Source organism: Sphingobium boeckii, assembly GCF_014199215.1.
GTDB lineage: Bacteria > Pseudomonadota > Alphaproteobacteria > Sphingomonadales > Sphingomonadaceae > Sphingobium_A > Sphingobium_A boeckii.
This window is the reverse complement of record NZ_JACIJC010000002.1, coordinates 625559-638058: the sequence shown is the minus strand read 5'-3', so window position 1 is coordinate 638058 and position 12500 is coordinate 625559. Positions and strand designations below refer to the sequence as shown.

Below are 12500 nucleotides of genomic sequence, written 5' to 3'. Positions count from 1 at the left end.
AAGGGTGGTACCCTTAACAGCAGTGCGGCGATACCTATTTGCTACCTGGCTTTCCATCGACTAACCCATCCGAAGGCTAAGTCACTGAAAACATGGTGCCGCCTATCCGACTCGAACGGATGACCTACTGATTACAAATTAGACGGTATGCCTAAGCGTTTCTGCCGATGTGTCGGCGATAACTGGCTGAAAGCCTAGATGAGTCGTACCCCCAGTTACCTTGATGTTCCCCCTGATACCCGCTACGGTGATTACTGCGTGATTACTGGAGAGCGGTAAAATGGCAATTGGTAGGATCACAAAACGGTCAGTCGATGCGCTGGCGAAGGGCGCGTCTGAGCAATTTTTGTGGGACGACGAGGTGAAGGGTTTTGGCCTCAAGGTGACCACGGCAGGCGCCAAATCCTATGTGTTCCAGTATCGACTGGGCGGGCGCGGAGCCAGGACCCAGCGCGTCACCATGGGCAAGCACGGCAATCTGACTCCTGACGATGCGCGGAAGGAGGCAAAGCGCCTCGCGGTGCTGGTGGGGCAGGGATTGGATATCGTTCAGGATAAGCGGGATAGGCAGCGCCAGGCGGTCGATCTGGCCTTTCGTGTCTACCTTAGTCGGTTTTCCGAACAGTGCTTGAAGATTAAGTGGCCGGCCTCTCACGCCGATGCGCTCGCGACGTTAACGCGATATGCCAATCCGGTTTTAGGTGACAAGCCGATCAACACCATAACCCGCGCCGATATGCGCGCTGTCCTTGACCAAGAGAAGATCAAAAAGAGAGGCGCAACCCGCCGCAACCTGTTCGCGTTCCTTCGGCGCATGTTTAATTGGGCAATTAGCGAGGGCGACATAAAGGAATCTCCGTTGACCGGGATGGAAGCGCCGCCCCTGCCGCAGTCGCGCGATAGAGTATTGGATGATGGAGAATTGAGACTGGCGTGGATTACATCTGGGAAGATGGATTATCCATTTGGCCCGTTGATCCGGTTGCTTATCTCGACGGGCAAGCGTCTCGAGGAAGTGTCCGGCTTGGACTGGAAGGAACTGGACCGCGCCAGTGCCATGTGGTCGCTGCCTGGAAGCCGCAGCAAGAACAAGGATGGCCATGAATGCCCCTTGAGCGCGCTGGCGATTGCCGAGCTGGATGGGATGGCAAAAGGCGACACATGGCCGCGGCGTGGCTTCGTGTTCACGACAACTGGCGAAACTTCGGTGTCTGGGCATTCACGTGCGAAAACCCGCATCGATAAGGCGATGGCAGAAATAGGAGCGAAAGAGGCTAAGGAGCGCGGCGAGGAAGCCGAGGATGTCCCGCATTGGAAACTACACGATCTGCGCCGCACGGTCGCGACTGGGCTGCAGCGTCTAGGTGTTCGGTTTGAGGTAACCGAGGCTGTGCTAAATCACTTGAGCGGATCGAAGTCGGGGATTGCCGGCGTCTATCAGCGCCATGATTGGAAGGCTGAGAAGCGGGCCGCGCTCGATGCCTGGGCGGTGCATATTGAGCGGTCGCTTGTAGCTGGAGATACGACAAACGTTATCCCGATGCCGGTCCAAGCGAATGCTTAGACTTTCGAGCACATAGGGGGCCGTCAAGGGACTGCAGGGTAGTGGAACTTGGTGGAACGTCGAACAAAGCAAAATTAAACCTGATATCTGGATTGCCGTCGCCAATAATTGCGAGGCAAGAAGATGGACGAAACTGTTGTCGATACAGCGATAGCCGCTAAGCGGCTCGGGCTGTCTAAAAAGACCCTAACCAATCGTCGTATTTATGGTGGGGGGCCGCCTTTTTTGAAAATGGGTAAGGCGGTGCGCTATCGCGTTTCCGACCTCGATGCTTGGGTCGCGGCCCATGTCGTTAACAGCACCTCCCAAACGGTCGCCGCATGAATGTCGGCCCGCCCAAACGAAAACGCCATCCGGCTAGGGATGGCGTCGGACCTTTGCTTGGAGGCACCGGGTCACGCTTCTCATACACTGCCAGCATCGCTCGCGCAAATATTGTGGAGGCCGATCATGGGTGAAGTGTTTTCAATGCACCCAGGCGAGACGGGGCCGGAATTTGCGCCCGACCGGATCACGCTGATGGACAATCCTTACACGCCGGGCGAATTCCGGGTGCAGATCACTCTGGCAAATGAGTCTGTGATTTTCGGCGGCGTCTTCGTGGATTACTCGGAGGCTTTCCGGGTGGCCGCTGCGCGCTCACGGTCGCTCGGCATCCCCATGATCGATAGTTCTTGGGTCGAGCGCCATCTGACAATCCTCGGCGATGATCCGGAGGCTGCGTAATGGAGAGGCAGCGCCACACTATCCACATCGCGCCCATGGCCAATATCCGCGGCTATCATATCCGCGTCGTGCCGCCCTTAGAGGACGTCAATCTGGATGCCGATCGGCCAACGTACCGCCAGGCCCGCCTTTACGCCAACGCGCTGCGGCTGAGCTATCTGTGGGACGTGCGCGATCTGACATCGGGTGAAGACGCATGACCGCCGTGATTCTCAACTTCCGCCCATGGGAGCGGGATGTGCTGCTGCGGGCAAACCTGCGCGTGAAGGTGGACGAACGTAGCGTGTGGCTGTTTTGGGGCGAGCCTGATGGCTTTGCAATCGACGCCAGCAAATACCTGCATCTTCACACCGGCAACTGCGCATTCCTGGCTTGGGAAAATGCGCTTGCCGCTGCTCATCGCTATGGCGCGCCAATTGAGGGAACCGCCCCCGAAGGATTTGATGAGGGGGCGTGGGCGTCGTGAACCAGACATCACAGCACTCAATCGAAATCGCACACGAAGTTTTCGGCGTGGGATTTGATGTCCGTATTAAACCGCCCTTGGCCGATAAGGATTGGGATCGCGAGTTCGCAACTTACCGCGAGGCACGCGGCTGGGCGGGTGGCCTGCGGATGACGCACGGCTGGAAGATAATCGATCGGACTGGCGGTGCATCATGAGCAACGTGATCAAGCTCCCTGTGAAGCTTGCGCGGGCGTGGATCGTGCAGGAACGCGCCGATGGCACTTGGTACGGTCGCGTGGCAGGGCGCACGCCTCATCCCATGACTGAAACCGCCAGCGGGGCAAAGCACGTGGTCCTGTGGCAACTGGTGAACGGCGGGCGTCGGCAAGGTCTACCGATCATCGAGCGCTCTCTGGCGTCCGTAGAGCGGCGCCGTGCAGCGGCGATAGGCGGTGATGCATGAGCCAGTTAGCAAAAATAGCCGCAGCGATGGGCGGGGAGGTCTCCGGCACGCGTGCGATGTTCCCAACGCCGGGACATAGCAAAAAGGATCGTGGAAGCTGGGCGAGCCTCGCACCCACTGCGCCTGACGGCGTGCTGATCCATTCGGAAAACGGTGGCGATCCGCTTGCGATTAAGGACGAGTTGCGGGCCAAGGGCGTGTTGCCGAAATGGGAACCGTCTCGCCCGCGGACCGCGCTCGCTCCAAAGCGGAAACCTCGCGAGCCTGGCCGGACTTATTTCGAGTTTCAGGATGCGGATGGCGTTACGGTGTGCCGAAAGGTTCGGATCGATAAACCCGATGGCAGTAAGACCTTTCAATGGCAGCATCCAGACGGTGTCGGCGGATGGCGGGCGGACCGTGGTTGCGATCCGTTGCCTTATCGCTTGCCTGATATCCTCGCGGCGGCGCTCGATGTGCCGGTCTATATCGCGGAAGGCGAGCAAAAAGCCGACAAGCTGGCATCGTGGGGCTTTGTCGCCACCAGCAGCAAGGATCTTCCGGGCGATCTGAGCGTGTTCGCTGATCGCACGGTAATCATCCTGCCCGATAACGATAAGGCTGGCGCGCGCATCGCAGGATCGCTGCAATCCAAGTTGGACAGTGTCGCTGCTGAATGTCTTATCATTGAGCTACCAGGTCTCGCCGAGGGCGAGGACATCATGGAGTGGGGTGGCACTGCCGACGATCTACAGGCGTTGGCGCATCGCGGACTTACTGAGCCCGTGGAAACGTTCGAGCTGGCCGACCTGAACCTCTGGGCGGCAACGAAGCCGACGCCGAAGACATTTCTCATGGCGCCATTCATCCCGCGCGAGGACGTGGTCATCATCACGGGTGACGGCGGAACCAACAAATCGACCTTGGCATTGCAGATAAGCGCTTGTGCCGCTGCCGGCCGGAAATTCCTCGGTATGGATGTGATTGCGGGGCCTGCGCTCTACATCACTGCCGAGGACGACAATCGCGAAAATCACTGGCGGCTGGCCAAGATCGCCGAAGCGATCGGCACCACCCTTCATGCCCTTGCTGGGCAACTGCATATCGTAAGCCTGCGTGGGCGGATGAATAACGAGCTGGCCACGTTCGAACACGATGGCCGAATGCGCTCCACCCCCGCCTATGCTCTCCTGCGGGCGACGATCGTCCAGACGGGCGCAAAGCTGGTCACCCTGGACAATGTGGCCCACCTCTTCGCGGGGAACGAGAACGACCGCAGCCAGGTCACCGCATTCATCAATTTGCTCTACCAATTGTGTGGCGATCTCGACGTTACGGTGCTGTTGATTGCGCACAGGAATAAGACTGGCGATAGCTACTCCGGCTCCACCGCCTGGCTGAACGCAGTACGCTCGCAGGTTCTGATGGAGCGTTCGGACGATGCTGATCCCGACATCCGTCGCATGTCGCTGGGGAAGGCCAATTACGCCCGCGCTGGCGAGGATATCGCCTTTCGCTGGCATGATTTCGCGCTCGTGCGGGACAAGGATTTGCCAGCCGACACTGCGAAGGAGATTGCTGCGGTCGCGCGCACCAATGCCGACAATGCGATCTTCCTGGCATGCTTGGCTGAGCGGAATGATCAGCGGCGGCAGGTGAGTGAAAAGCCCACCGCGGCAAACTATGCGCCCAAGCAATTCGAAGTCATGCCGCAAGCCAAGGGTCTGAACCGGAAGCGCCTGGCTGACGCAATGGACCGTCTCTATCGAATTGGGGCGATCGAGCGAGGCTTTCTTTATCGCGATACGGGTGAAGGGAAAGACATTCACGGGCTCCGGGAAGCTACCCCTGGGCAACCGGAAACCTCTCCGGAAACCTCCCGGAAACAGCAACCGGAAACCTCCGGAAACCCGCAGAAAACGACCGGAAACACACAGCCTATATATAAATATATACCGGGCGCGTCCCTTGGGGCCGACGCGCCCTCCCATGAAGAAGAGGATGATCCAGATCCTTTCGCGGTTTCATCGATGAGCGGCGGGGCAGGGTGATGGGGAAATTCTATGCTCAGCGGACCAGTACGCGCGGGTGTGCGTGCGTGTGGGATGGAGTTCCGAACAGATCGAAAGGATGGAAAAATGCCAAGAAAGAAAACGATGTGCCGCGCCACAACCAGATCGGGGAAGATGTGCAGGGTGAAAACTATATTCGCCAATGGCCGCTGTCGGTTTCACGGTGGACTGAGCACGGGGCCGAAGACCGAGGCGGGTCGGAAAGCGGCGCTGGCAAACCTTCGATTGCGTTGGGCGCGGTCGGAAAGGTCACAGGTTGCCAAAACGTGATGGACCCTTGGAGAGTTTTCGGAAGCCGCCTTGCGCGCGCGGGATGGGGTCCGGAGTCCATTTTGACGTTCCGTCACCGATACCTTCCGAACCCAGGCAACTCCTGAGCCTGTTTCTTCGGGCCAATTGCGCGCATGTCTGCGCATATGATGGGAGTTCGTATTATCCCGGAAACATCGCGAATGCACGGGCGCACGTCTTGGGGTTCGAACGTTACTTCCGCCATCGCGCGGATGCATAAGCCCGGAAGGATTTCCTAGTTTTGCGAGGCACCTTGCGCACACGGGCGCTCGCATGATGAAGTTCTGAATTTTGTCAGGGCCCGTGCGCGGACGGACACGATCAACGCTCGCAAAGCGGCCCTGAAGGCCATGGACAAGCTGCTCAAGCGCCGGGAGGACGCATCGGTGGAGATCGAGGAGGCTGTCGCCGTATTGGGCAAAGCCTATACGAAATTCAGCGAGGCGACCGATGCCGCGCTTGACGTGATCAAGCCACATTTCTCCGGTTTTCCAACGACCGATGGTTTCGTGAATTTCCGGGATGCGCTTCACCCTTCCCAGCTCAGCGAAGCAACCTTGGTTGGCGGCGCGCTATTCGGCGTCGGGATCGATGTCAGCAACATCCGCGGCCGGGATGCGTGGTTTCAGGTCCAGCGCACGGGGCTGAGTGATTTCGCCAAGTCGGTGAATGCCAACGTGCAGCGTCAAGCGGCGCATATTCTCGACGAATTTGAGGCCAATTAGTACGCCGCCTAATATCTTATCAGTCGCTCGTTTGATGGCTGGCGACTGATTTATAAAGGTTTTTGAACATCTTGTCTGAAAGTCCGATGCAGATGCTCGCGGTCAAAACAATCCAAGTAATCACCAGGCAATCGATTTTGCCTGTCTCCCTCGCGGCGGCGCGCTAGATGTGTGGCCCCGCACTTGCGCTTGTCGCTGCCGGCGTTGCAGCCGCTGGTCAGGGTTATTCTGCCCTCATGGCGAGCGCCCAAGCTAAGGGACAGGCGGCTCAGGCGGCTGTCAATCGCGATGAGGCCAATCGTTCTGCGATGGATGCCATGGAACGCGGCAACATCGAGCAACAGCAGCACTATCGCAAAGTGTCGGCCACCATGGGTTCCCAGCGTGCCGCGATGGCCGCTAACGGGCTGGATATCTCGTTTGGGTCCGCAGCCGATCTTGTTGGCGATACCGCGATGTACGGCCAGGAGGATGCTGCGACGATCGCGCAGAACACCGTGCGCGAGGCGAGGGGATTCGAGATTGAAGCCGCTAATTACAGTGCACAGGGCAAGTCAGCGAAACTCGCCGCTAAAGGCGCGATCGTAAAGGGCGTGTTCGATATGGGATCTTCAATTCTCGGCGGCGCAACCCAGTACGGAAAGCTCAAGGGCAGCGTCGGAGGTTCAGCTCAGAATTTTGGTGACGCGTATGGCGCAATCGGATCGAGAGGGCCGGCCTGATGCCGCAAGTTCCAGTGTCTCCGGGGAATGCTGTTCGCGCTGCCACGAGGCCAGTTGGGGCCGTCCGCGCAGTCGAATTGAGCGATGGCCTTGGTGAAGGCTTGCGCCAGGCAGGCAACACGCTCGCCGATACGGCTGAGATCCAGGATCAGATCAGCCTGCAATTCGAAGATACCATGCGCAAGCGGCTGGCGCTGCAGTATCAGGCCGAGGCCAAACCCTTGGTCGGTGAGTTCACGGCGCTCGAAGGCGTGAACGCATTGGAGACCCGCTTACAGACGGAGAAAAACCTCAAGGAATTACGCAAAAGGATAGCGAAGGACGCCACCTCGCCGCGGATGCGCGCAATGTATGAGGATTCGGTGGCGCCATATGAGGCCACTTACCTCAACGACATCGGTGCTCATGCGCTCGGCCAGCTGAAGATCGAGGGGGAGTTGGTCAGTAAGGCGCGCGCGACAGATTCCGGTGACAGCGCCATCGCGAGTTATGGAGATCCGGAGCTTACCCAAAAACACATCGATACCGGGTTGGCGTCCCTCGATGCACTGGCTCAGTCCAAGGGCTGGTCGGCCGAGGTGTCCGGCATCGAGAAACGGAAGTTCGTTTCGGGGATCCACGCCGCAACGGCTGATCAGCTTCTGGCAGCGGACAACATCGACGCCGCCGCCGACTATGTGCGCACGAACGATTCCAGTCTCGTCTACACCGATCGACTGCGCCTCACCCAAGCGCTCAAGGAGCCCATGGCTGCGCGGGACGCTGCGAGAGAGGTGGATTCACTTAGCGCCGTGCTGACGCCTCCGACGAGCGGCACAGAGGGTAATGGCGCCTTGCTTTCGGTTGATGACATGTTCGAAGCCATTGTCACGCAGGAGAGCCGCGGCAGGCAATTTGGAAAAGGCGGTCGGCCTCTCACGTCTCCGAAGGGCGCAACGGGGATTGCACAGGTCATGCCCGCGACCGGACCTGAAGCGGCAAGGTTGGCAGGGCTGACATGGGATGCAAACAAGTTCAAATCTGATGCCGATTACAATTCCGCGATTGGCAAAGCGTATTTCCGTAAGCAGCTAAAAGATTTTGGCGATCCTTTGATGGCTGCTGCCGCCTACAACGCTGGGCCTGGTGCTATGAGAGCCGCACTCAAGAAGGGCGGGGAGGGCTGGATAAAACACATGCCCGCCGAAACGCGTGATTATGTCGCCAAGTTCATCGAGCGCACCGATCACGCCGGCACACAACAGGCTCCACGGGAGCACGACTTAGCCGAATGGTATGCGCGGGCCGATCTTATCGCGGGGCAGAAAGGCTGGAGCTTTGAAAAGATCGAGCGGGTCAAAGCGGAGATCGATCGTCGCGTGCAGCGCGATGAGAATCTGCTGAAGCGGGAGCAAGCAGCCGCAGCGGACAATGCGTGGGAGGTATCGAACAATCTCGGCGCGGGCTTCACGCGCGTCACGCAACTGCCCGCTGGCATATTGAAGCGTCTGTCGCCGCAGCAGCGCGCGCAGTTCGAAGGAATCGCTGAGCGCAACCGGAAGCCGGCGCCTCGGGAAACCGACATGGCGGCGATGACCGCCCTCTCAGATGCCTATGCTGGCGACCCTGCGGTTTTTCTTATGATGCGACCAGAGGATGTCCGCAACAAGCTCAGCGATGGCGATTTCAAGACGTACCTTACCTGGCGCCGTTCCGCGATGAAGGGCGACGGCGACGCAAAGCAGATCACGCATGCGCGCATCAAGGGCATCCTCACACCGGCACGCATGGCCCTTGGCCTGACCAGCGCGGGCAAAAAGGGCGACGAGGTACAGAAGCAAAGTGCGAGGATCTACGAGCTTGAGCGCGATGTGATGCGCGACGTGGGCGCGTGGCAGGCTGCAAACCCTGGTAAGGTGATCGCCGATAAGACGATCATCGAAATTCAGGATCGCTTGCTGATGAAGTGGGTGCCGAATGATGGCGGGCCGGGTGAGTTCTTCTTCGAGAGCAATGGCCGGTCTGGTCGTGTCAGGGTGCCGGATGCAATGCGCAATGATCCCGACCGCGAGAAGATCATGCAAGCTTACATGAACCAAAATCGCGGAGGCTATTAGGCACCGTCTAACATATGGTTAGATGGCCTGGAGTTCGAAACGCACGGAATTGCCTTCGTCCTGTCGCTATTTGCTAGCGTCCATTGTAAGTAGTAATCACCGGGTAACCATATAAAGCTGGTAGATGCTACTTTGCCTGATTCCAATGGGGCGTGATCGCTGACGGGCCAGTGTGATAATCTTCGCCGGTCAGTGCCCTCTGAAAATTCGTCCAATAGGTATTCCCAAAAGCGTCGGTGTACCGGATCTGGCCTTCCACAAATATGCTTGCGGTGGCGTCGGTCAATTGCTGGTGAGCGCGTTTAATATCCAGTGCTGAGTATCCCCCTTGCCGTCGCACCGCCCCGGACGGAATATCCGCAAAGTTGATCCTCGCGGCGCTCTGCAAATCCACACCGGGCCGATCGCTCCAGTAACCCCCGAGGATGACCTGGGCCACCATGGAAACATCTTTGGCCGGCGACTGCCCATAATTTTTGATCACGATTTCTACAGTCCCACAATCTGCCAGCGCATCGTACGAGAGCAGGTGAGTGATCGAGACGTGCAGATCCTCCAGATAAACATAAGGTCGAAGCTGCTTCTGCATCGCCTCTCTTGCGATTTGGTTGCCCTCGCTCGCGGCCTGCGCTGCACGAGCAGCACCAGCAGCGTTCTCCCGCGCAATCTGCAAAGCATCCTTGGTTTCGTTGGATTCATGCTCGGCCAAGCGCAGGGCACGGAAATTGAACCAAAGTGTAATGCCCAGGCCAACGACGCCGGCAGCGCTAATCCACAGCTGCCACCAAGCCCAGTTCGCAGCTTCACGAGCAGCGTCCGCGCTCTTCCATTGAACCGCTGCAGAGCATCGTGGATCATTAACGCTAACTCGACAAAAGTCAGGCATACCAGGCGGGTTCGCGATGGTCTCAGCAGGTGACAGAAGAGAGCGACCGTAAAGGCCAATGGTAGTGCACAAAATGGCGACGGCGATAATTGCCCCCGTAATGCCGAATTTCTCCCTTGTGTTCATTCGCCCCCCGAAAAACGCCTCGGCAAGCATCGCAGGAAGTCATGCATAAAAAAAGACCCAGCGATGATGCTGGGCCTTAGGCTTGGGATGATTAGACATGGCGGAACTTGGCCGGCGCCGCCCGTCAATTACGTAAAATGCGTAAAATGCGCTGCGGTTCCTTAGGCAGTCAGTTCGCCCCGAAACAGACCGTCGAAAGCGATATCGGCCGCGCCGCCTTCGTAATCCTCGATTTCGCGTTCTTCTACCAGCTCGCGGTCATGACCATCTTCGTCGTCTTCGTGCCATGGCCCTGAGGGGGCGGGCCAGGGCGCGGACCACCGTCCGGCCCCATCGACCCACGGGCTGGCTGTCTCGCTATCCTCTTCGTCGGGATTGGGGTCCATGTCGTCCATGCGGCAAATCATCTGCTCGACGAGCCGATCGAGAATATGGCGAGGCAGGCTGGGGATTGCTGATAGGAGCACGGCAACGGGCAGATGGGCGCCCACGATCTGGCTTTGCCCGGCCAGGGTGATCCGAGAGGCCATTACACCGCCTCCCGGTCGAGCGAGGCAATGAAGACACGGATCCGAGCTGACAGGCGCGCCTTGAACTGACGGCCATTACGCAGATCCTCGACGCAACGCGGATCGTTGATCGCCTCACGGCCAAATCGGGATTCCGCCAAACCGTGACGATCGATCGCGGCCAAAACCTCGGCCAGCAACTTCCCGTCACGTTGCCCTGACGTGGGCCGAGGGCGTGGTGTGGCCTTTACGCGATCGACAATCTCGCGGATGCGCGTGCGGCTTTCCAGATCGGCGAAATAGGATTCTCGTTTGAGCCGCTCTCCTTCGATGCGCTCGATCTGCCCTTGTGTAGCGCGTGCCCGCTCAGCCTGTGTGGCGTTCAACCATGCCCGGTATTGGCTGGGCGTCTGGCAGGTCTGCAACTGGTCGATGATCTCCCGTTCCCGCATGGGCGGCACGGCTTCCCGGTAACCACGCTGCGTGAACCACGCCCGCTCCTGATCGGGCGTAAAGCTGGCGAGACGTGCCGGGAGCGCCGACGCGACGATGCCGCGGGCCGATGCCCGCTCGACTGTCATGTGTTGCATGGCTCAAGCCTCCCCGCCAAGGAAGCGATCGGCGTCGGCCATCACAACCCCAATCCAGGCAGCGCAATATGCCGCAGATGAATGTCCGGCGCTCACCTCGTCCGCGTACAGGTAATTCAATTTCCACATCAGCGCGGCTTTATCCGGGGCTGGCATCTCGATAAGCTTGGAGATGGCCGCGCTATATTCTTCCGTCAGCGCTTCTTGGCGGTCAAACGCCTCGTCCCATCCATGGGCGGCTGCGTTGGCGGCTTTCGCCTCGCGGAACGTCCTGATGCTTTCGATGGCCGCAACCCCACGCGCTTTGCTCCCAGCTCCGCCCCACAGATGCCCATATTCGACAAAGTTGCGCTCATACTCATCGAGATCAGCACTGTGGAGCATGTGCGCCCTGTGAGGCACGTCTAGCGCTTCCCAGTCGATCGCATTCTCATCGGGTGCGCTGGCCTTCATTCTGGCGCAAAGCTCGCTCAGATAATCATCGTAGGCGTCACTGGCGGCTTTCTTACGCTGCATATCGGCAAACGCTGCGTCCCAGGCAGCGCTGCTCATCGTAGCGGATGCGGGCAGAGTCGTCGCTGCGATGGCAGGGGCTAGAGCGATAGCGCCCATAATAGCGCGTCGGCTCGGGAATATCGTGCATTCTAGCACGCGCGGGGAGGGTGTGTTGATGAGGACGGATTCCGCCCGTATTGCGGCATTAGCCATTGAACGTCTCCTAAGGACGATTGGTGGTCAGGGCCGGATCGAGGTTGCACCCTCTTTCCGGCCTGCCTACGTATGATACGGATTTCCTACGGTGTAAACGGGTGCTACGTAGTTTTTTATGAGCAAGGAAAAATCTGGCCGCTTTGAGATGGTCACGCCGCCCGGATGGATGGACAAGGTTGATGAGTGGCGCAGGCGGCAAGCCGACATCCCAACTAGAGCTGAGGCGATCCGTCGATTGGTCGATCGCGGTCTAAAGCAAGACTAGATCGGGAGGGCTAGGCAATGTCACCGAATGAGAGAATGGCAGCGATCGAGAAGGACATTCTGGATTTGCGGAGAAAGCTGGCTGACCAAGCTGCTGCGCCCGTCTACTTGGTCCGGGCGCTGCTAATGGATATGGTCGAGGAGAAGGTCATTGATCCGCATCAACGGTTGCGGATTTGGGAGGCCTTTCAGACGGAAATTACCACGATTCACTGTATGGATCTTCCCGCGATCGATAAGGTGGATCGCGCCCTCTACAGTGCTTCTGAAGGGATTTTACCTGAAGCAAAGCGCCGACTCCATTTACAGCGGAGACGCTAACTGACGT

17 protein-coding genes are annotated in these 12500 nt (G+C 58.7%); 13 read left to right on the top strand and 4 right to left on the bottom strand.

The annotated features are described in order from the left end of the window. The first annotated feature begins 280 nt into the window (after positions 1 to 280). The 12 genes from FHS49_RS08265 (at position 281) to FHS49_RS08215 (ending at position 9086) form a co-directional block, all read left to right on the top strand. Positions 281 to 1564, top strand: coding sequence for a tyrosine-type recombinase/integrase (locus tag FHS49_RS08265; RefSeq protein ID WP_184017157.1), 1284 nt, complete (start codon positions 281 to 283; stop codon positions 1562 to 1564). 123 nt (positions 1565 to 1687) lie between these two features. Continuing rightward, entirely contained in the window at positions 1688 to 1888 is a 201-nt protein-coding gene (locus FHS49_RS08260) for a helix-turn-helix transcriptional regulator (RefSeq protein WP_184017155.1), read from the top strand. A gap of 126 nt (positions 1889 to 2014) precedes the next feature. After that, positions 2015 to 2290 carry a hypothetical protein gene (locus FHS49_RS08255; RefSeq protein WP_184017153.1) on the top strand — a complete coding sequence of 92 codons (276 nt, stop codon included), beginning with the start codon at positions 2015 to 2017 and terminating at the stop codon, positions 2288 to 2290. Between the two features lie 35 nt (positions 2291 to 2325). Then, positions 2326 to 2490 (top strand): hypothetical protein, encoded by a 165-nt coding sequence (locus tag FHS49_RS08250; RefSeq protein ID WP_184017151.1) that lies wholly within the window; start codon positions 2326 to 2328, stop codon positions 2488 to 2490. Further along, entirely contained in the window at positions 2487 to 2756 is a 270-nt protein-coding gene (locus FHS49_RS08245) for a hypothetical protein (protein ID WP_184017149.1), read from the top strand. Before FHS49_RS08250 ends, FHS49_RS08245 begins: the two co-directional genes overlap by 4 nt. Next, entirely contained in the window at positions 2753 to 2953 is a 201-nt protein-coding gene (locus FHS49_RS08240; RefSeq protein ID WP_184017147.1) for a hypothetical protein, read from the top strand. The genes FHS49_RS08245 and FHS49_RS08240 overlap by 4 nt, the downstream gene beginning before the upstream one ends. Continuing rightward, complete coding sequence (locus FHS49_RS08235; RefSeq protein WP_184017145.1) at positions 2950 to 3201, top strand: hypothetical protein; 252 nt, start codon at positions 2950 to 2952, stop codon at positions 3199 to 3201. Before FHS49_RS08240 ends, FHS49_RS08235 begins: the two co-directional genes overlap by 4 nt. Beyond that, on the top strand, positions 3198 to 5231 hold the full coding sequence (locus tag FHS49_RS08230; RefSeq protein WP_184017143.1) for an AAA family ATPase: 2034 nt from the start codon (positions 3198 to 3200) through the stop codon (positions 5229 to 5231). The genes FHS49_RS08235 and FHS49_RS08230 overlap by 4 nt, the downstream gene beginning before the upstream one ends. Before the next feature lie 12 nt (positions 5232 to 5243). Next, the gene (locus tag FHS49_RS20005) at positions 5244 to 5522 is read left to right on the top strand and encodes an HGGxSTG domain-containing protein (protein WP_425502677.1); all 279 of its coding nucleotides are present in this window, start codon (positions 5244 to 5246) and stop codon (positions 5520 to 5522) included. A gap of 371 nt (positions 5523 to 5893) precedes the next feature. Beyond that, positions 5894 to 6268, top strand: a complete 375-nt coding sequence (locus FHS49_RS08225) for a hypothetical protein (protein ID WP_184017141.1) — start codon at positions 5894 to 5896, stop codon at positions 6266 to 6268. A gap of 167 nt (positions 6269 to 6435) precedes the next feature. After that, entirely contained in the window at positions 6436 to 6990 is a 555-nt protein-coding gene (locus tag FHS49_RS08220) for a virion core protein, T7 gp14 family (protein WP_425502676.1), read from the top strand. Positions 6991 to 7067: 77 nt separating this feature from the next. Continuing rightward, positions 7068 to 9086: a transglycosylase SLT domain-containing protein gene (locus FHS49_RS08215; RefSeq protein WP_184017137.1), complete on the top strand. Its 2019-nt coding sequence runs from the start codon at positions 7068 to 7070 to the stop codon at positions 9084 to 9086. A 127-nt stretch (positions 9087 to 9213) separates the two neighbouring features. On the opposite strand, the gene FHS49_RS08210 is transcribed toward FHS49_RS08215, so the two are convergent. The 4 genes from FHS49_RS08210 to FHS49_RS08195 form a co-directional block, all read right to left on the bottom strand. After that, positions 9214 to 10128 carry a hypothetical protein gene (locus tag FHS49_RS08210; RefSeq protein WP_184017129.1) on the bottom strand — a complete coding sequence of 305 codons (915 nt, stop codon included), beginning with the start codon at positions 10126 to 10128 and terminating at the stop codon, positions 9214 to 9216. Positions 10129 to 10259: 131 nt separating this feature from the next. Beyond that, the gene (locus tag FHS49_RS08205; protein WP_184017127.1) at positions 10260 to 10628 is read right to left on the bottom strand and encodes a hypothetical protein; all 369 of its coding nucleotides are present in this window, start codon (positions 10626 to 10628) and stop codon (positions 10260 to 10262) included. Then, on the bottom strand, positions 10628 to 11188 hold the full coding sequence (locus tag FHS49_RS19620) for a hypothetical protein (protein WP_246350440.1): 561 nt from the start codon (positions 11186 to 11188) through the stop codon (positions 10628 to 10630). The genes FHS49_RS08205 and FHS49_RS19620 overlap by 1 nt, the downstream gene beginning before the upstream one ends. Positions 11189 to 11200: 12 nt before the next feature. Further along, positions 11201 to 11749 carry a hypothetical protein gene (locus tag FHS49_RS08195; RefSeq protein ID WP_184017125.1) on the bottom strand — a complete coding sequence of 183 codons (549 nt, stop codon included), beginning with the start codon at positions 11747 to 11749 and terminating at the stop codon, positions 11201 to 11203. A 459-nt stretch (positions 11750 to 12208) separates the two neighbouring features. Here FHS49_RS08195 and FHS49_RS08190 point away from each other — a divergent pair, with 459 nt between their 5' ends. Further along, positions 12209 to 12493: a hypothetical protein gene (locus FHS49_RS08190; RefSeq protein WP_184017123.1), complete on the top strand. Its 285-nt coding sequence runs from the start codon at positions 12209 to 12211 to the stop codon at positions 12491 to 12493. Positions 12494 to 12500 lie beyond the last annotated feature (7 nt).